This is a genomic window from Dyella solisilvae, assembly GCF_003351225.1.
Taxonomy (GTDB): domain Bacteria; phylum Pseudomonadota; class Gammaproteobacteria; order Xanthomonadales; family Rhodanobacteraceae; genus Dyella; species Dyella solisilvae.
The window spans coordinates 387136-413131 of the sequence record NZ_QQSY01000001.1 but is presented as its reverse complement, the minus strand read 5'-3'; the positions used below and the strand labels follow the sequence as shown (position 1 = coordinate 413131).

Genomic DNA, 25996 nt, shown 5'->3' with positions numbered 1-25996 from the left:
ATGCGGGGTGGAGCAGTCTGGCAGCTCGTCGGGCTCATAACCCGAAGGTCGCAGGTTCGAATCCTGCCCCCGCTACCAGATCTTTCTTAGAACAAGAAAGCCTCCTCGTGAGGCTTTTTTGTTGGGCGCAAGGAAGCGTCGCACGTGCGTCACAGGCTGCTTTGATGCTGTCTGCGCCAAGGTGCCCCGGAAAGGTCTGGATGAGTCGGGACATCGGCGAGATAAGGGAATGGGCCGCTTGAGCCCATTTTTTGTTTCTGGCGACTGGTAAAGATAGGCAAATCATGGATACGCAGGCACTGGCTCAACGCTTCACCGAGGTTCTGGCCGATCTGGGTCTGGAATGCATCGGCGTGGAGTTCACCCCGTCGCAGGGGCAGAGTACCCTGCGTGTCTACATCGACGCCGAAGGGCGCGAAGTCACGGTGGACGATTGCGAAGCGGGCAGCCGCGAGCTGTCGGCGATGTTGGATGTGGAAGACCCGATTCCCGGCCACTACGTCCTGGAAGTGTCTTCCCCCGGCATCGACCGCCCGCTCTTCACCGCGGCGCAGTTTGCCAAGGTGGCCGGGAAGGAAGTGAAGATTCTGCTGAAGGCGCCGCTGGAAGGCCGGCGTCGTCTTCGCGGCAAGGTAACGGCGGTGGAAGGCGAACATATTTCGCTGGAAGCCGAAGGCAAGACCTTCGAGTTCGACCATGACGCGGTGGAAAGCGCGCGCGTGGTGCCTGACTGGGTGGCGCTCGGTTATGCGCCCCAGCCCAAGCCCGGCAAGGGTCCGGCCAAGAAGTCGCCAAAGAACTAAACCATTCGAAACCGATCGGACGCCGGTGGTGTCTACGGAGTTGCTGCAATGAGCAAAGAACTTTTGCTGGTGGTTGACGCGGTTGCCAACGAGAAGGGCGTGCCGCGCGAAGTGATTTTCCAGGCGATGGAAGCGGCGCTCGCGTCCGCGGCCAAGAAGCGCTATCCGGACGAAGATCCGGACATCCGCGTGGTGATCGATCGCCACACCGGCGACTACGAGACCTTCCGTCGCTGGGAGATCATCGCGGACGACGGTGAGATGGAATCGCCGTTCCACCAGGTGCGTCTCATGGATGCCGTCGACGAGCGCGAAGGCGCGGAAATCGGCGAGTACATCGAGACCCAGATCGAGAACGCCGAGTTCGGCCGCATCGCCGCCCAGGCCGCCAAGCAGGTGATCGTGCAGCGCGTGCGCGAGGCCGAGCGCCAGCAGGTGGTTGACGCGTTCCAGGAGCGCGTGGGCGAGCTGGTCACCGGCATCGTCAAGCGCGTCGAGCGCGGCAACGTCTACCTGGACCTGGGCAGCAATGCCGAGGCCTTCATCCCGCGCGACAAGACGATTCCGCGCGAGTCGGCCCGCGTCGGCGACCGCGTGCGCGGCTACCTCTACGAGGTGCGCTCCGAAGCCCGCGGCCCGCAGCTGTTCGTGTCGCGCGCCGCGCCGGAATTCATGATCGAGCTGTTCAAGCTCGAAGTGCCGGAAGTGGGCCAGGGTCTGGTCGAAATCAAGGGTTGCGCCCGCGACCCGGGCGACCGCGCCAAGATCGCCGTGGTGGCGCACGATTCGCGCACCGATCCCATCGGCGCCTGCATCGGCATGCGCGGTTCGCGCGTGCAGGCGGTGTCGAACGAGCTCAACGGTGAGCGCGTGGACATCATCCTGTGGCACGAAAACCAGGCCCAGTACGTGATCAACGCGATGGCGCCGGCGGAAGTGCAGTCGATCATCATGGACGAGGAAAAGCACTCGATGGACATCGCGGTGGCCGAGGACAAGCTGTCCCAGGCGATCGGTCGTGGTGGCCAGAACGTGCGCCTGGCGAGCAAGCTGACCGGCTGGCAGCTCAACGTGATGACGCAGGACCAGGTCGCCGCCAAGAGCGAGGCCGAGCAGGAATCGGCGCGCCAGCTGTTCATGGACAAGCTGGAAGTGGATCAGGAAATCGCCAACATCCTCGTGCAGGAAGGTTTCTCCAGCGTCGAGGAAATCGCCTATGTCCCCAGCGCCGAGCTGCTGGCCGTGGAAGGCTTCGACGAGGACATCGTCGAAGAGCTGCGCGCCCGCGCCCGCGATGCGCTGCTGACCGAGGCGCTGGCCGTCGAAGAAAGCATCGACGAGCACCAGCCGTCCGAAGAGCTGTTGCACCTGCCGGGCATGGACGAGGCCACCGCGTTTGCGCTGGCCGCCCGTGAGGTGGTGACGGTGGACGACCTGGCCGACCTGGCAGTGGACGACCTGATTGATATCGAAGGCATGGATGAGGATCGCGCAGCGGCGCTGATCATGGCAGCACGTGCGCCGATGATCGCGCGGCTGGAGAAGGGCGGCTAACCGCGGGCGGCAGCGCCCTGGATGGGCGCGCCGAGGAAGGCCTTCCGGCCTTCCACCAGGGATGGGGGTGGCCGTGCAGGCAAGGCCGCACGGACGATAAGCGCGGGAACGGCGGAGAAAGAACACGATGTCCGGTGAAACGATCAAACAACTTGCCCAGAGCATGAAGGTGCCCGTCGACAGGCTGCTGACGCAGCTGAGTCAGGCTGGCATGTCCTTTTCAGACCCTGAGCAGATCATTAGCAGTACCGAGAAGATGAAACTGCTCGGCTTTCTTCGTCGTAGCCACGGCAAGGAAGTGCCGGCGGAAGGCGAGAGCGCGTCGCCGCGCCAGATCACGCTCAAGCGCAGCACGCGCGGCGAGCTGAAGTTGTCGACGCCAGGCGCCCGCGGAGCCTCTGCCGGCGCCAAGACGGTGAACGTGGAAGTGCGCGCCAAGCGCACCTACGTCAAGCGCAGCGTCATCGCCGAGGAAGCAGGCAGCGACGTCGAGCGCGAAGAGGCCGTGCGCAAGCTGCACGAATCTCAGCAGCAGCGCGAGCACGAGGAGCATGAGCGCCTCGAGGCCGACCGTCGCCGCCACGAAGAAGCCCAGCTGCGCGCGGAAGAAGCCGAGCGTCAGCGCGAAGCCGAGGAAGCGCATCGCCGCTCGCTGGCCGAAGCGGAAGCTGCGGCCGCGGCCGCGCAAGCCGAGGCCCAGCAGGTTGCCGATCGTGCCCGTGCCGAGACGTCACCCGCTGCAGAGCCTGTCGCCGCACCGGCGGTCGAGCCCAAGGAAAAGGCTCCCGTTGCCGAAGCGGCTCCGACCCAGCGCGTCGATCACAGCGTGTTCGGCATGATCGTGCCGACCATTCATGAGCCGCGCCGTCGCGAAAAGAAGGTCATCGTCCCGGCCTCGCCGGCGCCGAAGCCCGCACCTGCTGCGGCGCCGGCTGCATCGGCGGCAACCCGACACGGTCCTGCTGCGAGTGGTGGTGCTGCGCCTGCCAATGGCACAGCGAATGCCCCGGCTGGCGACAGCCGCAACAAGGCCCGTCATGGTCGCGACCGCGACGATACGGCGGGCGGCAAGCGTTTCGCCGGTGGCGAACTGCATCTGAGCGAAGCCGATCGCGCGCGCCGTTCGAGCAAGCGTGGCAAGCCCGGCAAGGGCCCGAGCCGCGACGTGCCGCGTGGCGGCGCGTCGGTCGGCGGCAGCGGCCCGCACGGCTTCACCCGCCCGACCGCAGCCGTCGTGCGTGAGGTGGTGGTCAGCGACAACAACGTGGTCGCCGATCTTGCCAACAAGATGGCGGTCAAGGGTTCGGAAGTGGTCAAGGCGCTCTTCAAGATGGGCGTGATGGCCACCATCAACCAGACCATCGACCACGACACCGCGGTGCTGGTGGTCGAGGAGCTCGGCCACAAGGCTGTGGCGGTGAGCGAGAACAACGCGGAAGCCGCGCTGGCTGCCCACACGCAGAACGCGGAGCTGGAAGGCGAGAAGAAGCCGCGTCCGCCGGTGGTCACCATCATGGGCCACGTCGACCACGGCAAGACCTCGACCCTCGACTACATCCGTCGCACCAAGGTGGCCTCGGGCGAAGCCGGCGGCATCACGCAGCACATCGGCGCGTACCACGTGGAAACGCCCAAGGGCGTCATCACGTTCCTGGATACCCCGGGCCACGCGGCATTCACCTCGATGCGCGCACGCGGCGCCCAGTCCACGGACATCGTGGTGCTGGTGGTCGCGGCCGACGACGGTGTCATGCCGCAGACGGCCGAAGCCGTGAAACATGCGCGCGCCGCCAAGGTGCCGCTGATCGTGGCGCTCAACAAGATGGACAAGGCCGACGCCAATCCGGACCACGTCAAGCAGGGTCTGGGTAATCTGGAAGTGATTCCGGAAGAATGGGGTGGCGACACGCCGTTCGTGCCGATCTCGGCCAAGACCGGTATGGGCATCGACGACCTGCTCGACGCCATTTCGGTGCAGGCCGAAGTGATGGAACTGACGGCCGTGGAAGATGGCCCTGCCTCGGGCGTGGTGATCGAATCGAGCCTCGACCGCGGTCGCGGTCCGGTGGCCACCGTGCTGGTGCAGCAGGGCACGCTCAAGCGCGGCGACTTCGTCGTCTGCGGTATCGAGTACGGCCGCATGCGCGCGCTGATCGACGAGAACGGCAAGACCGTGCAGGAAGCCGGCCCGTCGATTCCGGTGCAGGTGCTGGGTCTGTCCGGCGTGCCGGAGGCCGGCGACGACTTCGTGGTGGTGGCCGATGAGCGCCTCGCCCGCGAAGTGGCGGCCGAGCGCCAGCTCAAGCGCCGCGAAACGCGCATGGTCAGCAAGGCCAACCGCCTTGAGGACATCATGGCCCAGATGGCCCAGGGCGCCGAGCAGCAGACGCTCAACATCCTGGTCAAGGCCGACGTGCAGGGTTCGGTGCAGGCGCTGCGCGAGTCGCTCAGCGCGATCGGCAACGAGAACGTGAAGGTCAACGTGATCGCAGCCGGCGTCGGCGGCATCACCGAGTCCGACGCCACGCTCGCCGCCGCTTCCAAGGCGCTGGTCATCGGCTTCAACGTCCGTGCCGATGCCTCCGCGCGTAAGGTGATCGATACCTCGGGTCTGGACGTCCGCTACTTCTCGATCATCTATGACGTGATCGACCAGGTGAAGCAGGCGGCTTCCGGCCTGCTGGGCAAGGAAGTGCGCGAAGAGATCATCGGCGTGGCGCAGGTCCGCGAGGTGTTCCGCAGTTCCAAGTTCGGCGCGGTGGCTGGTTGCATGGTCATCGAAGGCACGGTCAAGCGCAGCAAGCCGATCCGCGTGCTCCGCGACAACACGGTGGTCTTCCAGGGCGAACTGGAGTCGCTGCGTCGCTTCAAGGACCTGGTCGACGAAGTGCGCAACGGCATGGAGTGCGGTATCGCCGTGAAGCAGTACAACGACGTCAAGGTCGGCGACCAGATCGAGTGCTTCGAGCGTATCGAGGTGGCCCGCACGCTGTAACGGTGCGGCCCGTTTGACGGGCCGACGCCCACCAGTGGTGTTTCCCAGGCGGGCGGTGTGGGCATCCACATCGCTCGCTTCGTTTTTCGGGGCCGGCCAAGCGGCGGGTCCCAAATATGAAGAGTGCGGCCATGGATGGTCGCTTTTTGACCCTCGCGTTCAAGGATGGACGCAAAATCGATAGAGAAGTGCGGCCATGGCTGGCCGCTTTTTGACCTTCGTGTTCACGGATGAACGCAAAAACCAAGGAGTGCGTCATGCCCTCACGCGATTTCAAACGTACCGACCGCGTCGGCGCCGAGTTGCGCCGTGAAATTGGCCTGCTGGTCCATGCCGCCGTGCGCGACCACGGGCTGCCGTCGGTGAGCGTGTCCGACGTCGAGGTCACCCGCGATCTCGATTGGGCCACGGTCTGGGTGACCGCGCTGCAGCCGGAGCGTTCCGTCGAGGCCGTCAAGGCCCTCAAGGAACTGGCGGTCGAATTCCGCCGCGAGCTGTCGCGCAGCATGCGCCTCCGTCGCGTGCCGGAGCTGCGCTTCAAGTACGACGACTCGGTCGACAAGGGCGAGCGCATCGAAACGCTGCTCCGCCAGGACAGCACGCGTAACCCGGCGCCGTCCAAGGACGAGGCCGAGGATGCTGCCGAGGACTGAGGCGTGTTTATCGTAACGGGGTGGCGCGTATCGCCCGGGCAGGGCGGCGGGACCGCGTGACCTCATGAGCAAGAAGAAAAGCCGCATCCGTTTTCGCGACCTGCATGGCATCGTCCTGCTGGACAAGCCCTTGGGGCTGAGCTCCAACGAGGCGCTGCAGGCCGTGCGCAAGGGTATTTTTCGTGCCGAGAAAGGCGGCCATACCGGCGCACTCGACCCGCTGGCCACCGGTCTGCTGCCGTTGTGCTTCGGCGAGGCGACCAAGATCGCCGGCATGCTGCTGGGTTCGCGCAAGGCCTACATCGCCGAGTGCCGGCTGGGCGTCACCACGACCACGGCGGATCTCGAAGGTGAAGTGGTGCAGCAGCGGCCCATCCCGACGTTGACCGACGAGGCCATCGAACAGGCGCTGGCGAAACTGCGCGGCCGCATTACCCAGATTCCGCCGGCTTATTCAGCCATCAAGCAGGACGGCGAGCCGCTCTACCTGAAGGCCCGCCGCGGCGAAGTCGTGGATGTCCCCGCTCGCGAGGTGGAGGTCTACGAGCTCGATCTGCTGTCACGCAGCAACGACACGCTCACCTTCCAGGTCGAATGCGGCTCCGGTACCTACGTGCGGAGCCTTGCGGTCGATCTGGGAGAGGACCTGGGCTGCGGCGCCCATCTCACCGCCTTGAGGCGGCTGTGGGTGGAGCCGTTCAGGGAACCGGCCATGCTGACCCTGGACCAATTGAAGGAACTGGCCGCCCAAGGGGACGAGGCCTTGCTCACTGCGCTGCTGCCGGTCTCGGCCGGCCTGGCCGGTCTGCCGGTCGTTCATCTGGACGAGGCTCGCAGCCTGGCTGTCTCACAGGGCCAGCAGATTCCGCTGGAGAGCCCGATCGACGGCCAGTTTGTCGTGCTGGGCGAGGATGGTCGCCTGCTGGCCCTGGGCGAGGATGCCGGTGGCAAGTTGCGCATCGTGCGTGGTTTCAACCTGCCGCCCACCGGGCAGGATGCCGTATGACCATGACGGTCTTGTTGTTACAGGGTCCGGCTAGCTACAATACAGAGCTTGTTCCAGACTTTTCATCAATCTAGGCGAAGCTTGCGCAACGTCATGTAAGTGACGTTGCGCAAGCTTCGCACCCGTTTTTTTAGGAAGAGATACCCATGTCCCTTACCGCAGAACAGACCGGCAAGATCATTGCTGACTTCGGCCGCGTGGCGAACGACACCGGTTCGCCGGAAGTGCAGGTCGCCCTGCTGTCCGCCCGCATCGACCACCTCACCGACCACTTCAAGGCCCACAAGCAGGATCATCATTCCCGCCGCGGCCTGCTGAAGCTGGTCAACCAGCGCAAGCGTCTGCTGGGTTACCTGAAGGACCGTGACCTGGCTCGTTACCAGAGCCTGATCGAGCGCCTCGGCCTCCGTCGCTAAGGTTTAGGTTTTGCGTTCATTCGTGGACGCAAAGGTCAAAAAGCGGCCAACCCTGGCCGCACTCCAAAATTCAGGAAAAGACTCGTGGCGAAAGTAACCAAGTCATTCCAGTTCGGTAATCACGAAGTCACACTGGAGACGGGCGAAATCGCCCGCCAGGCTTCCGGCGCCGTCATGGTCAGCATGGGCGGCACCGTGGTGCTGGTCACCGTGGTGGCCAATGCCAAGGCGAAGGAAGGCCAGGACTTCTTCCCGCTCACCGTCGACTACGTCGAGAAGTTCTACTCGGCCGGTCGCATCCCCGGTGGCTTCTTCAAGCGCGAAGGCCGCCCGACCGAGAAGGAGACGCTGACCTCGCGTCTGATCGATCGTCCGGTGCGCCCGCTGTTCCCGGAAGAGTTCAAGAACGAAGTGCAGGTCATCGCACAGGTCGTGTCGCTGAACCCCGAGATCGACGGTGACATTCCGGCCATGCTGGGCGCCTCCGCTGCGCTGAGCCTCGCCGGCATCCCGTTCAAGGGTCCGATCGGCGCCGCTCGCGTCGGTTACGCCGATGGCAAGTACCTGCTGAACCCGACTGCTTCGGAACTCAAGACCTCCAAGCTCGACCTCGTGGTCGCCGGTACGGCCAATGCCGTGCTGATGGTGGAATCCGAAGCCCAGCTGCTGTCCGAGGAAGTGATGCTCGGCGCCGTGGTGTTCGGCCACCAGCAGATGCAGACGGCCATCCGCGCCATCGCCGAGCTGGCCACCGAGGCGGCTCGTCCGTCGATGGCCTGGCAGGCTCCGGCCCGCAACGAGTCGCTCGTCGCCGCCCTCACCGGCGCCGTGGGCAACCAGCTCGAGACCGCCTTCCAGGTGCGCGACAAGCTGCAGCGCCGCGACGCCGTCGCCGCCATCAAGGCCGATGTGCTCGAGTCGCTGAAGGCCGATGCCGAAGCCAAGGGCTGGGACAAGGCCGAGCTGTCGAAGGAATTCGCCGAGCTCGAATACCGCACCATGCGCGACGGCGTGCTCAAGACCAAGGTCCGCATCGACGGTCGCAACCTGGACGATGTCCGCGCGATCTCCATCCGCGTCGGCGTGCTGCCGCGCACCCATGGTTCGGCGCTGTTCACCCGCGGCGAAACCCAGGCGCTGGTCGTCACCACGCTGGGCACCACGCGTGATGCGCAGATCATCGACGCGCCGGAAGGCGAATCGAAGGATCCGTTCCTGTTCCATTACAACTTCCCGCCGTTCTCGGTGGGTGAGGCCGGTCGCTTCGGCGCCCCGAAGCGTCGCGAAATCGGCCACGGCCGTCTCGCCAAGCGCGGCGTGCAGGCCGTCAAGCCGACCATCGAAGAGTTCCCGTACGTGGTCCGCGTGGTCTCGGAAATCACCGAGTCCAACGGTTCCTCGTCGATGGCCTCGGTGTGCGGTTCCTCGCTCGCCATGATGGACGCCGGCATCCCGCTGAAGGCTCCGGTGGCTGGTATCGCCATGGGCCTGGTGAAGGAAGGCAACGACTTCGTCGTGCTGTCCGACATCCTGGGTGACGAAGACCACCTCGGTGACATGGACTTCAAGGTGGCCGGTAGCGCCGATGGCATCTCCGCGCTGCAGATGGACATCAAGATCGACGGCATCACCGAAGAGATCATGAAGGTGGCGCTGGAGCAGGCCAAGCGTGGCCGCCTGCACATCCTCGGCGAAATGGCGAAGGTCATCAGCACCCATCGCACCGAGATGAGCGAGTTCGCCCCGCGCCTGCTCACCATCAAGATCCACCCGGACAAGATCCGCGAAGTCATCGGCAAGGGCGGCGCCACCATCCGCTCGATCACCGAAGAGACCGGCACCACCATCGACATCAGCGACGACGGCACCGTGGTCATCGCTTCGGTCAATCGTGAGGCCGCCAATGCCGCCAAGGCGCGCATCGAGCAGATCGTCTCCGACGTCGAGCCGGGCCGCATCTACGAGGGCAAGGTCGCCAAGCTGATGGATTTCGGCGCGTTCGTGACCATCATGCCGGGCAAGGACGGCCTGGTGCACGTCTCGCAGATTTCCAGCGAGCGCGTGGAGAAGGTCTCCGACAAGCTGAAGGAAGGCGATATCGTCAAGGTCAAGGTGCTGGAAGTGGACAAGCAGGGCCGTATCCGCCTGTCCATGAAGGCCGTTGCCGAGGACGAAGGCGCCAACGCCTGAGCCTGACGGCAGCAAGAAGTCACGAAAGCCCGGCCCTGTGCCGGGCTTTCGTTTTCTTGCGCTGCAGCACGCAGAAGGCGCCGCCGCTAATGGCGTTTTTGCGTTCGCCGTCACAGGCTTTTGTTAGGATGCCCGGAGAGTAGAGAGGATGCAGGCATGTCTGACCAGGCAAGTGATTTGTTGAAGGATTACCAGGCGATGGCGCAGCAGTCCTGGGATGCCTGGACCCATTACCTGCAACAGCATGCGAGTATGGCCCAGCCTTTCGGGCAGACCGCCTGGGGCGCCCCCTTCGGCGCCGGCGAAGACGTGCTGACGCGCAGCATGGCCGCCATGAAAGGCTATGGGGAGTGGTTGCAGGGCGCCGTCGGCAGTGGATTGGGCCAGGGCACGGGTGACTGGCAACAGTCATTGCAGCAATTGTTCGCCAGCCTTGGCGGACAGCCGTTCGCCCACGCCTTTGCGAGCATCGACAGCGAAGCCGCCCGCAGCTTCACCCAGATGTGGCAGGCCTGGCTGCAGGCAGGGCAGAGCGGCCTGGCCGGCGCGCATTTCGACGTGGAGCACATGGCTGCGTTCGGCTTTACGCGCGAACGGCAACTGCAGCAACAGGCCCTGGCCGCAGCGATGCAGGCCTACCTGGAAAGCGCCGGGAAGTACCAGGCCCTGATCCAGCGCGCGAACACCGAAGGCTTCGAACGTCTGCAGGCCAAGCTGACCGAGCTTACCAACTCGCAACGGCAGGTCGACTCGCTCAAGGCCCTGTATGACCTGTGGGTCGATGGCGCCGAAGAGGCCTATGCGCAGATCGCGCTGTCCGAAGAGTTCCGCCGCGCCTATGGCGACATGGTCAACGCGCAGAGCCGCGTGCGCGAGTTGAAGCAGCAGATGCTCGACGCCGCCTGCCGCGAATTGGGCATGCCGACGCGTGGCGAGGTGAGCGCCCTGGGCAAGCGGTTGCAGGAACTGCGTCGCGAGGTGCGCGCAGGCACGTCTCCTGCTGCCTCCGAAGAGATCACCGCGCTGCGTGCGGAAGTGGCTGCGCTCAAGCGCGAACTCGCGGGCAAGGCCGCCCCGGGCAAGCCCGCGACGAAGAAGCCGGCGCCGCGCAGCAGCAAGCGAGCCGAGACAGAGAAAGAGGCCGTCGTGCGCCGCGCCAAGCCGGCCGCCGCCGTGGTCGCCCGCAAGTCCGTCGTGCGCGGCGCCACGCGTACGCGCAAGTAAGGAAAGCCCATGTTTCCCCCGTTCCGACTCGATCCCGCGGCGCTGCTCGGTGAAATTTCCGCGTTTCAGCGCAAGCTCTCCGCTGGCGTGGGCAACCTCGCGCACCAGCCCGAACCCGAATACGCCAACACGCCGCGTGAGGCGGTGTATCGCGAAGACAAGCTCACGCTCTGGCACATGAAGGGGCAGGGCAAGCCCACCGCCAAGACACCGACGTTGGTCGTCTACGCGCTGGTCAACACGGTGTGGATGACCGACCTGCAGGCCGACCGCTCGCTCGTGCGCAACCTGCTCGAGCAGGGCGAAGACATCTACCTGCTCGACTGGGGTTATCCCGATGGCGCCGATCGCTGGTTGACGCTGGACGACTACATCAACGGTTACCTCGATCGCTGCGTGGATGCCGTGCGCAAGGCCGCCGGCGTGGACGCGGTCAACCTGCTCGGCATCTGCCAGGGCGGCACCTTCTCGCTGTGCTACGCGGCGACCCATGGCGACAAGGTAAAGAACCTGATCACCATGGTGACGCCGGTGGATTTCCAGACGCCCGACAACATGCTGTCGGCGTGGGCGCGCGAGGTGGACGTGGACCGCTTCGTCGAAACCATGGGCAACATCCCGGCGGAGTTGCTCAACTGGGTGTACCTCACGCTCAAGCCGGTTCGTCTGAACCAGCAGAAGTACGTCGGCCTGGTCGACATCCTCGACAATCCGAAGGAACTGCAGAACTTCCTGCGCATGGAGCGCTGGATCTTCGACTCGCCAGACCAGGCGGGCGAAGCATTCCGCGAGTTCATCAAGGAGTTCTACCAGCACAACAAGCTGATCAAGGGCGAAGTGATGATCGGCGACAAGCCGGTGGATCTCGGCATGATCACGCACCCCGTGCTGAACATCTTCGCCGAGCAGGACCATCTGGTGCCGCCGGACGCCTCACGTGCGCTGGGTCGCCACGTGGGCACGACCGACTACACCCAGCTCGCCTTCAAGGGCGGCCACATCGGCATCTACGTGTCCAGCCGCGCGCAGCGCGAAGTGCCGCCGGCTATCCACCAGTGGCTTAGTACGAGAAACTAGGCCCTCCTCAAGGGAGAGGTTTGGACCATGGAAAAGCGGTTGCACCGTTCGCTCACCGACCGGAAGATCGCCGGCGTCTGTGGCGGCATCGCCGAATACCTCGGCTGGGATCCGACCCTGGTGCGCGTGTTGTGGATCGTGCTCACCTTCCTGGGCGGCTCCGGCGTCGTGGCCTATCTCGTGCTCTGGCTGTTGATGCCAGACGGCCCCTGAACTTTTCGTGGCGGGCATCGCGCCCGCCTTCCGTTGACTCCGATTGGCAAGACCGTTTATGGATTTCGACCGTTACGACCGCATCCGTGCCGTGCAGTGGCAGGGAGACCATCTGCGTTTGCTCGACCAGCGCCTGCTCCCGCAGGAAGAGCGCTGGATCGACTGCCGCAGCGCCGCTGATGTGACCCAGGCGATCAAGGATCTGGCCGTGCGCGGCGCGCCGGCCATCGGCATCGCCGCGGCCTGGGGCGTGGTGCTTGCCGCGAAGCAGGGCGAGCCGCTCGAGTCGGCGCTGGCCTTGCTTCGCGCCGCGCGTCCGACCGCAGTGAACCTGATGTGGGCGCTCGATCGCATGAAGGCCCGCATCACCGCCGGGGCCGATGCCGTGGCGCTGGAGCGCGAAGCGCAGGCGATCCAGGACGAAGATCTGGCGGCCAACCGGCACATGGGCGAGCTGGGCGCGTCCCTGATCGCGCCGCATGCCGGCGTGCTGACCCACTGCAACACTGGCTCGCTGGCGACGGCGGGTTTTGGCACCGCGCTGGGCGTGATCCGCGCCGGCGTGGCGAGCGGTCGTGTCGAGCAGGTGTTTGCAGGCGAAACGCGGCCGTGGCAGCAGGGCGCGCGCCTGACCATGTGGGAGCTGGTGCGCGACGGCATTCCGGCCAAGCTGATCGCGGACTCCGCGGCGTCGCACCTGATGCGTTCGGGCGCGGTGCAATGGGTGATCGTGGGCGCCGACCGCATCGCCGCCAACGGCGATACCGCCAACAAGATCGGCACCTACCAACTGGCCATCGCCGCACGCCACCACGGCGTGAAGTTCATGGTGGTGGCGCCGTCCTCCACGGTGGACATGGCCACCGCCTCGGGCGAGGACATCGAAATCGAATTGCGCGAGCCGGCCGAGCTGCTTGCCGTGGCCGGACGCCGTACCGTGGTCGAGGGCGCCGAGGCGTGGAACCCGGTGTTCGACGTGACGCCCGCCGACCTGATCGATGCCATCGTCACCGAAAAGGGTGTGATCGAGCGTCCGACCACCAAGGCCATGCAGGCGCTGTTCGGCTCATGAAGCTTTCGAAGCAATTCTTCCTCTTCACCATCGGCGGCGTGATCGGCTTCATCGTGGATGCCGGTCTGGCGCAGGCCCTGGTGTCGTGGGGAGACTGGAGTGCGTACTACTCGCGCCTCGTTTCCATCCCCTTGGCGGCCACCGCAACGTGGTGGTGGAACCGCCGACAGACGTTTGCGGGGCACCACAGCGGGCGTGGCCTGTTCTCCGAATGGCTGCACTGGATGGCGCTGATGGGCGTCGGCGCACTGGTCAATTACGGCACCTACGTCGTGCTGTTGCTGCTGTTTCCCATGTTCCATCGCTGGCCTGCCATCGCCACGGCGGGCGGCTCCGTCGTCGCGGCGGTGTTCAATTTTTCGACAGCCCGCCTGATGCTTTTCAAGCGCGCCAAGACGGCCACGTAAGTGATTGATTTTTAATGTGAAAATACTGTGAATTCGACGCCAGACATGTTACACTTGGCGGGTTGCCTTTCGGGCCGCTAGCGCAGTCATTCAGGGCGTGCGCACCGCGGCCCTTTTCATCATCAGGGAAGCCGATTGATGGCAGAACTCGCCAAAGAAGTCATTCGCGTCAACATCGAAGACGAGATGCGCCAGAGCTACCTCGATTACGCCATGAGCGTGATCGTGGGACGCGCCCTCCCGGATGTGCGCGATGGCCTCAAGCCTGTGCATCGCCGCGTCCTGTTCGCCATGAACGAACTGGGCAACGCCTGGAACAAGCCGTACAAGAAATCGGCCCGCGTGGTCGGTGACGTCATCGGTAAATACCACCCGCACGGCGACGCATCGGTCTACGACGCGATCGTGCGCATGGCCCAGCCGTTCTCGCTGCGTTACATGCTGGTCGATGGCCAGGGTAACTTCGGTTCGGTCGACGGCGACAACGCCGCTGCGATGCGATACACCGAGGTGCGCATGTCGCGCCTCACGCAGGAGCTGCTGGCCGACATCGACAAGGACACCGTCGACTTCGGTCCCAACTACGATGAAAGCGAGCAGGAACCGCTGGTGTTGCCCACCCGCGTGCCGAACCTGCTGGTGAACGGTTCGGCCGGTATTGCGGTGGGTATGGCCACCAACGTACCGCCGCACAATCTCAACGAAGTGGTCTCCGCGACGATCGGCCTGATCGACGACCCGTCGCTGTCGATCGATGACCTGATGCAGTTCATCCCGGGTCCGGACTTCCCGACCGCCGGCATCATCAACGGCTCCTCGGGCATCATCGAGGCGTATCGCACCGGTCGCGGCCGCATCCTGGTGCGTGCACGCACCGAGATCGAAACCGAGTCGAACGGCCGCGAGACGATCCTCGTCCATGAGCTGCCGTATCAGGTGAACAAGGCTCGCCTGATCGAAAAGATCGCCGAGCTGGTCAAGGAAAAGAAGATCGAAGGCATCAGCGAGCTGCGCGACGAGTCCGACAAGGACGGCATGCGCGTGGTGATCGAGATCCGTCGCGATGCGATGGCCGACGTGGTGCTCAACAACCTGTTCCAGCAGACCCAGCTGCAGGTGACGTTCGGCATCAACATGGTCGCCCTTCTGGACGGCCAGCCGCGTCTGCTGAACCTCAAGGACATCCTCGAGGCGTTCATCCGTCACCGTCGTGAAGTGGTGACGCGCCGTACCATCTTCGAACTGCGCAAGGCTCGTGCCCGCGCGCATATCCTCGAAGGCCTCACGGTCGCGCTCGCCAACATCGACGAGATGATCGAGCTGATCCGCACCTCGGCGTCGCCGCAGGAAGCGCGCGAGCGCATGCTGGCCCGCAAGTGGCAGCCGGGCATGGTGGCCACGCTGCTGCAGGCCACTGGCGCGGATGCCTCGCGTCCTGAGGACATGGATCCGCGCGACGGCCTCAAGGCCGACGGTTACCAGCTGTCCGAGGTGCAGGCCCAGGAAATCCTGGCCATGCGCCTGCATCGCCTCACCGGCCTGGAGCAGGAAAAGCTTTCGGACGAATACCGCCAGGTGCTCGAGACGATCCGTGGCCTGATCGAGATCCTCGAGGATCCGGCACGCCTGCTCGCGGTGATCCGCGGTGAGCTGGAAGCGATCAAGGAAGAGTTCGGCGACGCGCGCCGCACCGAGATCCAGCATTCGCAGGAAGACCTCAACGTCCTCGACCTGATCGCGCCGGAAGACGTGGTCGTCACGCTGTCGCACACCGGTTACGTGAAGCGCCAGCCGGCCAGCACGTATCGTGCGCAGCGCCGCGGCGGCAAGGGTCGTTCGGCCTCCGCGCTGAAGGACGAGGATTTTGTCGAGCAGCTGTGGGTGGTGAACACCCACGACACGCTGCTCACCTTCACCAGCACCGGCCGCGTGTACTGGCTCAACGTGTACCAGATGCCGGAGTCGGGCCCGAACGCGCGCGGCAAGCCGATGGTCAACCTGTTGCCGTTGGCCCAGGGCGAGAAGGTGCAGGCGGTGCTGCCGGTGCGCGAATACGCCGAAGACCGTTTCGTGTTCTTCGCCACCAAGCAGGGCACGGTCAAGAAGACGCCGCTCACCGAGTTCGCCTTCCAGCTGCAGAAGGGCAAGATCGCGATCAACCTCGACGAGGGCGATGCGCTGGTCAACGTGGCGCTGACGGACGGCAACAGCGACGTGCTGCTGTTCGCATCCAACGGCAAGACGGTGCGCTTCGATGAATCCGAAGTGCGTTCGATGGGCCGTACCGCCACCGGCGTGCGCGGCATGAAGCTGGCCGACGAGGCCGAAGTCGTGTCGCTGATCGTGGCCGCCGAGGGCGACATCCTCACTGCGACGGAGCGTGGTTACGGCAAGCGCACGGCGCTCGACGAGTTCCCGAAGAAGGGCCGCGGCACGCAGGGCGTGATCGGCATCCAGTGCTCCGAGCGCAACGGCGCGCTGGTGGCGGCGACGCAGGCCACCGAGGCGCACGAGATGATGCTGATCTCCGACCAGGGTACGCTGGTGCGTACCCGCGTGGCCGAGGTCTCGCAGCTGGGCCGCAATACCCAGGGTGTCACCCTGATCCGCCTGCCGGCCGACGAGAAGCTGGTGAGCGTGGTGCGTCTGGATGCCGAAAGCGAGAACGGCGAGGGTGAGGAAGACGCGGGCGATGCAGCCACGGGCGCCCCGGAAGCGGATACGCCGCCGAGCGCCGAGTAAGCCTCACCATCGGTACCAACAAAAACCCCGGCCTGGCCGGGGTTTTTGTTTGGGCGAAAACTCAGGGCGCGAAGCCTACCGATTGCCACAGCGGCGCGGGGTCGTAGACCGCGCCGCCCTCGATGGTCTTGTCGATGCGCCGCGTGTTGCGGATATCCGCCAGCGGATCGCCCTGCAGCAGCACCATGTCGGCACGCTTGCCGACGGTCAGCGTGCCGACCTCGCTTTCCAGCCCCATCACGCGCGCCGGCACGCTGGTGGCGGCCTGCAGCGCCTCCATCGGGGTGAAGCCGGCCTGCACATAGATCTCCAGCTCACGGTGCAACGAATAGCCCGGAATGTTCTGGTCGGTGCCCGCCACGATGGGCAGGCCCTGGCGATGCAACTCGCGCAGGGTGGCGAGTAGGTATTGATAGCGCTGGGCCGCTACTGCGGCGCGGTCCGGCGGCATGCCGGGATCGTCAAGCGCTGCGGCCAGCGTGGGCGCGACATGGGTGATGCCTGGCTCGATGGAAGCGAGTGGTGTGCTTGCGGGATGCAGCTGGATTTCGTTGAGCGAGATGGTGTCGTCGATCACCGTGTGGTGCTGGCGGAACAGGGCGAGCTGGCTGCTTGCCGCGGGCGTGTCGAAATCCAGCGGCGGCAGGGGCTTGCCGCGTTCGATATGCAACAGGTCGCGCGCCACGTAGTGGATGTGGTTGATGCCGTCGTAGCCATCTTCCACCACCTGGGCTGAAGTCATGCCCTCGGGCACGTGCCCGGTCACCGTCATGCCCAAGCGATGCGCCTCGGCAGTGATCACCGGCACCAGGTCGGGCTTCATGCTGCTGTAGATCTTGATCTGCCGCGCGCCGGCCTGCTTGTAGCGCCTGACCACGGCCACTGCCTGCTCCGGCGTATCCGCGATGACGGCGCCCAGGGTCAGTGGGCCGGTGCCATCCACCACGCCGGCGATCAGCACGTGCGGACCAATGCCGCGTCCCTGGTCGAGCGCATCGCGCACGGCGATGATGAAGTCGAACTCGTTGCCGCAGTCGCGCACGCTGGTGATGCCGGAGGCGAGATAGACCGGTCCCCATTCCACCTGCTCATAGTGCGCGTGCATGTCCCACAGACCGGGGATGAGGAACTTGCCGCTACCGTCGACGATCGTGTAGCCACGCGTCGAAGGATGCTTGGCATCCGGCACGATGCGAGTGATGCGTCCATCATCGGCGAAGACCGAGACGTTGGCCTGGGCGGGCGCGCCGGTGCCGTCGATCAGGGTGACATGGGTGACCACCAGATGCCGGGCAGCCGCCTGCCCATCGTTGGAGCCCATGCGGGCCAGGTTGGCCAGGCCGTCCTGCGCGGCGCGCTGGATGAAGTCGCCGAGCGCCGGTTCGTAGGCCTCGCGCACCGCTTCGAAATGGTCAAACTCGGCGTCGCGGGTGACCAGCGCCACCAACTGGCCCTGATCGCCCATCCACACGGCCTCGCTGCCCCAGGCCAGCCCGGTGACCTGGTAGCCGTGCACGGTGACTTCGTGGCCGTCCAGCGGGACCTTGAGGTCGGCGGTGGGCGTGATGCGGATGTCGTCTCCCGGGGGCGCGCTGATCTGCGCCGGCCGCCCCTGCGCCAGCCAGTAGCGCATCAGCATCTGCTGCATGGCCACCGGCGAATAGCCGTCCATCAGGAAGGTGTGCGGATTGGCCGGATACGACCGCGTGGCGCCATCGCGCACCAGCTGCACATGCTCGCGTTGCTGGTCGAAGGAGAATGCATCCTTCAGCGCGGAGAAGCGTGAGGACTTGCCATCGGTGGCGAGGGAGAGCGGGTGAGCGTCATCAAGCGCACGGTATTCGGTTTTCAGCGGCACGGGCGTGCCGCGGTCGGTGAAGAGAAAATCCGAATGCAGCACCAGCTCGCCGTTGTCGCGCGCCAACGTGTAGGTCTCCTTGCCGATCGCACGGGCGAATTTGTGCAGCACGAAGCTGCCCTGTTCGGTGGGAGCAGCTTGCTCGGCATGGACGGACGGCTGCAGGCCAGCGAGAACCAACGCGACCAACAACGTGCGCATAGGCGCAAGCTTCATGAGTGGCTCCTGGCGTGGGCGGGGGCTTTTCGGCGTTTCTAATGCACCGACGTGGCGGTGCGCCATAGGCCGGAAGACGGGCGGGGCAGATGGCTCGTTCAATCCTGCGTGACGCTGAACTCGTCGACGCGGCTGGGATAGAAGGCAAGGTGGTCCTTGATGGCAGTCACTGCGTCGTAGGGTGTTTCGTAGGTCCACACGGCGTTGACGGCGCGCTCGCCGCCCAGCGGAATGCTGTAGTACGAGCAGTCGCCCTTGTAGGGGCAATAGGTGTGATGTTCGTTGCGCGCCAGCCTCGTCATGTCCACGTCGCGACGTGGGATGTAGTAGACCGGCGAGTAGGTGGCCTCGCGCAGTTCCAGCGACGAGCGCGTATCGGCAACGATGTGGTGACCCACCCTGACCACGATATGCAGGGAACTGGGTTCGACTGTGATGGGATGGTCAGGGCCGGGGGTGAGTCGCAGCTTGTCGGTCATGGCGGCGCGGCACGGTTGTGGGAGCGGTCAGGCTACTCCCGTCGCCGTGAAATCCCGTCAAGCGGGCGCCGTTCTTCCTCCGCGCATCGTCGGCCAGGTGTCATGCGCGCCGCGCAGGCGTCCGACTCTACAGCGTCGGAATCGGGTCCATCGGCGGCTGCGGCCAGCCCAGCGCCTCCAGCATGGCCTCGGCCGAAGACACACGAAACTCGCCCGGAGCCTCCACCTGCAGCAGCTTGACCACGCCGTCCTCGGCGTAAAGCGCGAAGCGCCGCGCGCGCGGGCCCATGCCGTAGGCGCTGCCATCGAGCACCAGACCAAGGGCCTGGGTGAAGCTGGCGTTGCCGTCGGCCAGCATCAGCAGGCCCGGTGGTACATGCTGGGAGGCGGCCCAGGCCTGCATCACGTAGGCGTCGTTGACCGCCAGGCACATGACGTCGATGCCGAGCTCCCGGAACTTGGTGTAGTGCTCGACGTAGCCCGGCAAATGCCGGTTGGAGCAGGTGGGCGTGAAGGCGCCGGGCACCGCGAACATCACGACCTTGTGCCCGGCGAACAACTGGCCGGTGCGGGTTTGCTCGATGCCCTCGTAGATCGCGCGGATCTCGACGTCGGGCAGCATCTGGCCAACCTGGATGCTCATGGCGGTGCGCCTGCACAGTCGTGGTGGAGGAGCCGGATGCTAGCGCTTGCCGCCTCGCTTGTCGCCTTGAATCACGTGGATTTCGCACCCATCTCGACCACCATAGAGAGGGCGGCAGGCTGCGCCAGCATCACCCAACCGTATCGGGCAGGTCCTGCCTTGCCGGCCGGGTGGCGGGAGACCATGATCTTTCGCGGGGCCGGATGGGGTGGATCGATCGCCGGGGAGTGGCAGTGGAATTCAAAGATTATTACGACATTCTGGGCGTGAAGCCGGAAGCGACCGAGGCCGACATCAAGGCGGCTTATCGCAAACTGGCGAAGCAATATCACCCGGACAGGAACAAGGACGCCGGGGCCGAAGAGAAGTTCAAGGCGATCAACGAAGCGAACGAGGTGCTGCGCGATACCGAGAAGCGCCGCGCCTACGATGAGCTGCGCGCCGGCGGTTACCGTGGCGGTGAGCAGTTTCGCCCGCCGCCGGGTTGGGGGCAGAGTCATGGCTTCGATTTCGGTGGCGATGGCGGCGGCGACTTCAGCGACTTTTTCGAGAGCCTGTTCGGGCGTGGCGGCGCCGGTCCGCGCGGAGCGCCGCGCGCGCGACGCGGCGGCGACGTGCATGCGCACGTGCAGATCGACCTGCAGACGGCCTACGACGGTGGGCGCACGCGCCTGGCGCTGCAGGGCAGCAGCGGTGACGAGCGCGTGCTGGAGGTGAAGATTCCCGCCGGGATCCAGCCCGGGCAGGTGATCCGGTTGGCCGGCCAGGGACACGCGGGCTCGGGCGGCGCGCCGAATGGCGATCTGTTGCTCGAGGTCGGCATTCGCGACGATGTGCGCTTCCGACTGGACGGCCGCAACGTGCTGCATGTGCTGCCGATCGCGCCCTGGGAAGCGGCGCAGGGCACCACGGTGCCGGTGCCGACGCTGGCGGGCACGGTGGACCTGCGCATTCCTGCAGGCTCACAGTCCGGGCGCAAGCTGCGCCTCAAGGGACGCGGCCTGCCGGGCGCGCATCCGGGCGACCAATTGGTGGAGCTGTCGATCCGTGTGCCGACGCCCGAGACGGATGCGCAGCGCCAGGCCTACGAGGCGTTGCGCGAGCAGTTTGCGGACTACGACCCGCGACACTGATAGAGCGTCGCCTGAGCCGTCATTTCGGCGAAGGCGGGAATGATGGGGCGATACATGGATGGCTATGCACGCTGGATGGACGTCCAGACGGCAAAACAAAAAACGGCGCCTCGGGCGCCGTTTTTTTATCCGATGCTGCAACCAGTCAGGCCGGCAGCAGCTCCTTGAGCGTGGTGACCAGTTCTTCTTCGCGGATCGGCTTGGTGACATAAGCCTTGGCGCCTTGGCGCAGGCCCCACACCTTGTCGGTCTCCTGGTCCTTGGTGGTGACCAGCACGACCGGAATGTGCGAGGTATCCGGATCCTTGCTGATCGTGCGGGTGGCCTGGAAACCGTTGAGGTTGGGCATCACCACGTCCATCAGGATCAGATCGGGGCGTTCACGCCTGGCCGCCTCGACACCCGCGGCGCCATCCTCCGCCGTCAGGGCCTCGTGCCCGAGCTTTTCGACGATGCGCTTGATACCAAGCAGCTGCGAGGGCGAATCGTCGACGATCAGGATGCGTGCCATAAGGTGAATTTCCCCTTGTTGTTTCGATGGATTCTAAGACGCTGTCGCGAAGCTTCCAAGCGCGTAGTCACGCATTTTCGCTTACGCGTACGAGGGTCCGGCCGAACGATTCGCCGGCCAGCATGCGCGTAAAGACGTCCGGCAACTGCCCAAGGCCGACTTCGCGCGTGGCGATGCGCTCAAGATGCTGCGGCTTCCAGTCACTGGCCAGGTGCTCCCACACGCGGTCGCGGATGTCGCGGGCCGTGCCGGCGGAGGCGATGCCGAGCAGGCTGGCGCCTCGGATGATGAAGGGCATGACGGTGGATTCGAAGCTGATGCCGCCCGCGTTGCCGCAGATGGCGACGTTGCCGTACGGGGCGACCAGCGGCAGCAGGCCGGCCAGCGTGCTGCCGCCGACATTGTCCAGCGCGCCGCCAAAGCGCACCGAATCCATCGGTTTGCCGCTGAAGGCGAGCTGGTGGCGGTCGATGCATTCGGCCGCGCCGAGGTCGCGCAGGAAATCGAAGTGCGCGGCCTTGCCGCTGATCGCATGCACGGCATAACCGGCCCGCGTGAAGATGTCGATCGCCAGCATGCCGACGCCGCCGCTGGCGCCGGTGACCGCGATCGGGCCAAGCGCCGGCGTCTGCCGGTTGTCCTGCATGCGCAGCACGGCCAGGGCGGCGGTGAAGCCGGCCGTGCCGATGATCATGCTTTCGCGCAGGTTCAAGCCCTTGGGCAGGCGGATGGTCCAGGCGGAGGGCAGGCGGATGTACTCACCGTAGCCGCCGTCGCGCGTCTCGGACAGGCCGCTGCCGGTACACAGCACGGCGTCGCCTTCCTTGTACGCCGGGTCGTCCGAGGCCACCACGTGGCCAGCCACGTCGATGCCGCCGTTGAGCGGGTACTGGCGAAGGATCTTGCCCTTGCCGGTGCCGGCGAGCGCGTCCTTGTAGTTGACCGACGAGTAGGCGACCTTGACCAGGACCTCTCCGGGGCTCAGCGCGTCGGCGCCGATCGTCTCGATGCCACCGCGATAGCCGGCGTCGTCCTGGTGGATGCGGAAGGCGCGAAAGGCGGAGGGGGAACTCATGGGGACAATCCTTTTGCGGCGTGCCGTGCGGGGAGGTCAGGCGTCGACGATACGCTTGTCGACCAGGCGCGAGGCACGCTCGCCCTGATAGGTGGGCATCCAGTCGAACAGGGCGGCCATGTCGTCGCCAAACCATACACTGTCGTGTTGCCCGTGCGTAATGAAACCTTCATCGGCCATATGGTCCACCATCCCGCGCAGCTGATCGTAGTAACCGCGCACATTGAGAAAGGCACATGGGTAACGATGCAGGCCCAACTGGGCCCAGGTGAGCATCTCAAACATCTCGTCCATGGTGCCGAAGCCGCCGGGCAGGGCGACGAAGGCATCGGACAGTTCGAACATGCGGGTCTTGCGCTGGTGCATGGTTTCAACCACAACCAGTTCGCTCAGGCCGGTGTGCGCCACTTCGCGTTCAAGCAGCTGGCGCGGAATCACGCCAATGGCCTTGCCGCCGCCGGCCAGCACCGCCTCGGCCACTGTACCCATCAGGCCGACCTTGCCGCCGCCATACACCAGGGCGATGTCACGTCGGGCCATTTCCGTACCGAAGGCACGGGCCTGTTCGACGTATTCGGGATGGCTGCCGCTGCTGGAGCCGCAGTAGACGCAAAGGGCGTTAGGCATGAGAGCGAGAAAATAGGGGGGAGGAGTGAGAAGTTAGAGGGGATTGGCGTGAGGGGCAAACGTTTGCGCTCAGCCCCCGTCACGCGTTCCATGGTGCCGGGAGGGGACGGGGCAGCCTGAAGCGAGGGGTTACCACCTCTCACTTCTCACTCCTCTTCACTCACTCCTGAACGACAACGGCCCGCTCATGTTGCCACGAGCGGGCCGCGTTGGCCTTTCGGCCAGAGGGCTTAGTTGCCCTTGTGGATGGCGCGCTTGTCGACCGACAGCGCCGCCTCGTGAACGGCTTCCGACAGCGTCGGGTGCGCGTGGACGATGCGGGCGAGGTCTTCGGAGGAGCCCTTGAACTCCATCGCGACCACGCACTCGGCGATCAGCTCGGACACGCCCGGGCCGACCATGTGCACGCCCAGGATGCGGTCCGTCTCGGCGTGGGCGAGCATCTTCACCTGGCCGATGGCCTCGTTCATGGCCACGGCGCGGCCGATGGCGGCGAACGGGAAGGTGCCGACCTTGTACGGAACGCCTTCATCCTTGAGCTGCTTCTCGGTCTTGCCCGCCCAGGCGATTTCCGGCTCGGTGTAGATCACCCACGGCACGGTGTCGAGGTTGATGTGGCCTGCCTTGCCGGCGATCCACTCGGCCACGGCCACACCTTCCTCGGAACCCTTGTGCGCCAGCATCGGGCCGCGCACGGCGTCGCCGATGGCCCACACGCCGTTCACGCCGGTGTGGTTGTGCTCGTCGACCACGATGCGGCCGCGCTCGTCCAGCTTGACGCCGGTGTCGGCGGCCAGCAGGCCGTCGGTGTAGGCGCGGCGGCCCACGGCGACCAGCAGCTTGTCGACGGTGAGCTCGTGCGCACCGTCCTTGTCTTCATAGGTCAGGGCGACTTCGTTGCCCTTGATCTCGGCCTTGGTGAGCTTGGCGCCGAGCTTGATGTTCAAGCCCATCTTGGCGAATTCCTTCGCGGCGATCTTGGCGATGTCCGCGTCGGCGACGCTGAGGAAATCCGGCAGCGCTTCGAGCACGGTCACGTCCGAGCCCAGGCGCTTCCACACGCTGCCCAGCTCCAGGCCGATCACGCCGGCGCCGATCACGCCCAGGCGCTTCGGCACTTCGGTGAAGTCCAGCGCGCCGGCGTTGTCGACGATGAACTTGTTGTCGAACTTGGCGAACGGCAGCTCGATCGGCACCGAACCCGAGGCCAGGATCACGTTAGTGGCGCTGATGGTCTGCTTGGAGCCGTCGTTGCCGGTGATCTCGACGTCATTGCCCTTCAGCAGCTTGCCCTTGCCGAAGAACGCAGTGACCTTGTTGGCCTTGAACAGCTGGCCGATGCCGCCCGTGAACTGCTTGACGATCTTGTCCTTGCGGCCGATGAACGTGCCCAGGTCGACCTTGGCGCCTTCCACCGTGATGCCATGCACCGGCAGGTTGTGGGCGATGTTGTAGTACTGCTTGGACGAGTCCAGCAGCGCCTTGGACGGAATGCAGCCCACGTTGAGGCAGGTGCCGCCGAGGGCCTGCTTGCCGTCCTTGCCGACAAACGCATCCACGCAGGCGGTCTTCAGGCCCAGCTGCGCGGCGCGGATCGCGGCCACATAGCCGGCAGGGCCGGCGCCGATGACGATGACGTCGAATTTTTCGCTCATGTCGTTTCTCTTATTACCCCTCTCCCGGTGGGAGAGGGTGCCCGGAGGGCGGGTGAGGGTGCGTGCGGAGCGAGGCGTTGCGGCATGACCGAACCCTCACCCCAACCCCTCTCCCACGGGGAGAGGGGCTGACGCGGGGACTTAGATACCGAGCAGCATGCGCTGCGGATTCTCGAGCTGGTTCTTGATGTCGACCAGGAACAGCACCGCGTCCTTGCCGTCGATGATGCGATGGTCGTAGGACAGCGCCAGGTACATCATCGGGGCGGCGATCACCTGGCCGTTCTCGACGATCGGGCGCTCCTTGATGGTGTGCATGCCCAGGATGGCGCTCTGCGGCGGGTTCACGATCGGGGTCGACAGCAGCGAGCCGAAGGTGCCGCCGTTGGTGATGGTGAAGGTGCCGCCCTGCAGATCGTCCAGGCCCAGCTTGCCGTCACGCGCCTTCTTGGCGTAGTTGAGGATGCCCTTCTCGACATCGGCGAAGCCCATGTCCTGCACGTCGCGCAGCACCGGCGTCACCAGGCCCTTGTCGGTGGACACGGCGATCGAGATGTCCTGGTAGCCGTGATAGATGATGTCGCTGCCGTCGACCGAGGCGTTGACGATCGGGTAGCGCTTCAGCGCTTCGGCGGCAGCCTTCACGAAGAAGCTCATGAAGCCCAGCTTCACGCCGTTGGCCTTCTCGAACGACTCGCCCAGCGACTTGCGCATCTTGACCACCTCGGCCAGGTTCACTTCGTTGAACGAGGTGAGCATGGCGATGGAGTTCTTCGACTGCATCAGGCGTTCGGCGATGCGGGCGCGCATGCGGGTCATCGGCACGCGCTCTTCCGGACGGGCGCCCGGGGTCGGCGCGGCGGCCGGCGCGGCAGCAGCGGGGGCGCCGCCCTTGCCGTAGTTGACCAGGTCTTCCTTGGTCACGCGGCCGTCGCGGCCAGTGCCGGCAACCTTGGAGGCGTCAATGTTCTGCTCGGTGGCCACGCGCAGGCCGGCCGGCGACAGGTCGGCGGTGCCAGCCTTGGCGGCAGCCGGGGCGGCCGGAGCGGCAGCTGCCGGAGCCGGGGCGGCGGCGACGGCGCCTTCCTCGATCACCGCGATGACCTGCTGGCTGGTCACGGTGTCGCCGGGCTGGAACTTGATTTCCTTCAGCACGCCGTCGACGGGGGCCGGAACTTCCAGCACCACCTTGTCGGTTTCCAGGTCGACCAGATTCTCATCGCGCTTGACCGCTTCGCCGGCCTTCTTGTGCCAGGTGGCGATGGTGGCGTCGGAGACCGACTCGGGCAGGACGGGGACTTTGACTTCGATGGACATGTGTATTCCTTTGATTAGTGCGTTCATCCATGAACGCTAAGGTCAAAAAGCGGCTATCCATAGCCGCACTCTTCAATGTTGGTGCGTTCATCCCTGAGCGCGAAGATCACAACGCGGCCATCCATGGCCG

At 65.4% G+C, this 25996-nt stretch carries 22 protein-coding genes and 1 tRNA gene; 15 read left to right on the top strand and 8 right to left on the bottom strand.

Annotated features, from left to right (window positions below):
* Position 1 precedes the first annotated feature (1 nt).
* From DVT68_RS01770 to gyrA, 14 genes are all read left to right on the top strand, one after another.
* Positions 2-78, top strand: a tRNA-Met gene (locus tag DVT68_RS01770).
* 206 nt (positions 79-284) lie between these two features.
* Positions 285-803 carry a ribosome maturation factor RimP gene (locus DVT68_RS01765; RefSeq protein WP_114823346.1) on the top strand — a complete coding sequence of 173 codons (519 nt, stop codon included), beginning with the start codon at positions 285-287 and terminating at the stop codon, positions 801-803.
* Positions 804-851: 48 nt separating this feature from the next.
* On the top strand, positions 852-2357 hold the full coding sequence (nusA, locus tag DVT68_RS01760; protein ID WP_114823345.1) for a transcription termination factor NusA: 1506 nt from the start codon (positions 852-854) through the stop codon (positions 2355-2357).
* A 127-nt stretch (positions 2358-2484) separates the two neighbouring features.
* On the top strand, positions 2485-5352 hold the full coding sequence (gene infB / locus DVT68_RS01755; RefSeq protein ID WP_114823344.1) for a translation initiation factor IF-2: 2868 nt from the start codon (positions 2485-2487) through the stop codon (positions 5350-5352).
* Between the two features lie 257 nt (positions 5353-5609).
* Positions 5610-6005 (top strand): 30S ribosome-binding factor RbfA, encoded by a 396-nt coding sequence (gene rbfA, locus DVT68_RS01750; RefSeq protein ID WP_114823343.1) that lies wholly within the window; start codon positions 5610-5612, stop codon positions 6003-6005.
* A 64-nt stretch (positions 6006-6069) separates the two neighbouring features.
* On the top strand, positions 6070-7011 hold the full coding sequence (truB, locus tag DVT68_RS01745) for a tRNA pseudouridine(55) synthase TruB (protein WP_114823342.1): 942 nt from the start codon (positions 6070-6072) through the stop codon (positions 7009-7011).
* 146 nt (positions 7012-7157) lie between these two features.
* Positions 7158-7427: a 30S ribosomal protein S15 gene (rpsO, locus tag DVT68_RS01740; RefSeq protein ID WP_114823341.1), complete on the top strand. Its 270-nt coding sequence runs from the start codon at positions 7158-7160 to the stop codon at positions 7425-7427.
* A gap of 84 nt (positions 7428-7511) precedes the next feature.
* A complete protein-coding gene (gene pnp, locus DVT68_RS01735; RefSeq protein WP_114823340.1) occupies positions 7512-9617 on the top strand; it encodes a polyribonucleotide nucleotidyltransferase in 2106 nt (701 codons plus the stop codon).
* Positions 9618-9773: 156 nt separating this feature from the next.
* Positions 9774-10841, top strand: a complete 1068-nt coding sequence (locus DVT68_RS01730; RefSeq protein ID WP_114823339.1) for a poly(R)-hydroxyalkanoic acid synthase subunit PhaE — start codon at positions 9774-9776, stop codon at positions 10839-10841.
* 9 nt (positions 10842-10850) lie between these two features.
* A complete protein-coding gene (locus DVT68_RS01725) occupies positions 10851-11918 on the top strand; it encodes a class III poly(R)-hydroxyalkanoic acid synthase subunit PhaC (protein WP_114823338.1) in 1068 nt (355 codons plus the stop codon).
* A gap of 27 nt (positions 11919-11945) precedes the next feature.
* Complete coding sequence (locus DVT68_RS01720; RefSeq protein ID WP_114241224.1) at positions 11946-12131, top strand: PspC domain-containing protein; 186 nt, start codon at positions 11946-11948, stop codon at positions 12129-12131.
* Between the two features lie 58 nt (positions 12132-12189).
* The gene (mtnA, locus tag DVT68_RS01715; protein WP_114823337.1) at positions 12190-13203 is read left to right on the top strand and encodes an S-methyl-5-thioribose-1-phosphate isomerase; all 1014 of its coding nucleotides are present in this window, start codon (positions 12190-12192) and stop codon (positions 13201-13203) included.
* Positions 13200-13610 (top strand): GtrA family protein, encoded by a 411-nt coding sequence (locus tag DVT68_RS01710; RefSeq protein ID WP_114823336.1) that lies wholly within the window; start codon positions 13200-13202, stop codon positions 13608-13610. The genes mtnA and DVT68_RS01710 overlap by 4 nt, the downstream gene beginning before the upstream one ends.
* A gap of 138 nt (positions 13611-13748) precedes the next feature.
* Positions 13749-16352: a DNA gyrase subunit A gene (gene gyrA, locus DVT68_RS01705; RefSeq protein WP_114823335.1), complete on the top strand. Its 2604-nt coding sequence runs from the start codon at positions 13749-13751 to the stop codon at positions 16350-16352.
* Between the two features lie 61 nt (positions 16353-16413).
* Here gyrA and DVT68_RS01700 read toward each other — a convergent pair whose 3' ends face one another.
* The 3 genes from DVT68_RS01700 to DVT68_RS01690 form a co-directional block, all read right to left on the bottom strand.
* Positions 16414-18426: an amidohydrolase family protein gene (locus DVT68_RS01700; protein ID WP_114823334.1), complete on the bottom strand. Its 2013-nt coding sequence runs from the start codon at positions 18424-18426 to the stop codon at positions 16414-16416.
* A gap of 98 nt (positions 18427-18524) precedes the next feature.
* On the bottom strand, positions 18525-18905 hold the full coding sequence (locus DVT68_RS01695; protein WP_114823333.1) for a DUF427 domain-containing protein: 381 nt from the start codon (positions 18903-18905) through the stop codon (positions 18525-18527).
* A 127-nt stretch (positions 18906-19032) separates the two neighbouring features.
* Complete coding sequence (locus tag DVT68_RS01690; protein WP_114823332.1) at positions 19033-19548, bottom strand: peroxiredoxin; 516 nt, start codon at positions 19546-19548, stop codon at positions 19033-19035.
* Between the two features lie 233 nt (positions 19549-19781).
* Between DVT68_RS01690 and DVT68_RS01685 the strand changes: the two genes are divergently transcribed.
* Complete coding sequence (locus tag DVT68_RS01685; RefSeq protein ID WP_114823331.1) at positions 19782-20681, top strand: DnaJ C-terminal domain-containing protein; 900 nt, start codon at positions 19782-19784, stop codon at positions 20679-20681.
* 145 nt (positions 20682-20826) lie between these two features.
* Here DVT68_RS01685 and pilH read toward each other — a convergent pair whose 3' ends face one another.
* From pilH to odhB, 5 genes are all read right to left on the bottom strand, one after another.
* Complete coding sequence (gene pilH / locus DVT68_RS01680) at positions 20827-21192, bottom strand: twitching motility response regulator PilH (RefSeq protein ID WP_114241231.1); 366 nt, start codon at positions 21190-21192, stop codon at positions 20827-20829.
* Positions 21193-21259: 67 nt separating this feature from the next.
* Positions 21260-22267, bottom strand: a complete 1008-nt coding sequence (locus DVT68_RS01675; RefSeq protein ID WP_114823330.1) for an acrylyl-CoA reductase family protein — start codon at positions 22265-22267, stop codon at positions 21260-21262.
* Positions 22268-22303: 36 nt separating this feature from the next.
* Positions 22304-22894 (bottom strand): LOG family protein, encoded by a 591-nt coding sequence (locus tag DVT68_RS01670; RefSeq protein WP_114823329.1) that lies wholly within the window; start codon positions 22892-22894, stop codon positions 22304-22306.
* 230 nt (positions 22895-23124) lie between these two features.
* Positions 23125-24549, bottom strand: a complete 1425-nt coding sequence (gene lpdA / locus DVT68_RS01665) for a dihydrolipoyl dehydrogenase (RefSeq protein WP_114823328.1) — start codon at positions 24547-24549, stop codon at positions 23125-23127.
* Positions 24550-24690: 141 nt separating this feature from the next.
* Complete coding sequence (gene odhB / locus DVT68_RS01660; RefSeq protein WP_114823327.1) at positions 24691-25866, bottom strand: 2-oxoglutarate dehydrogenase complex dihydrolipoyllysine-residue succinyltransferase; 1176 nt, start codon at positions 25864-25866, stop codon at positions 24691-24693.
* Positions 25867-25996: the final 130 nt, after the last annotated feature.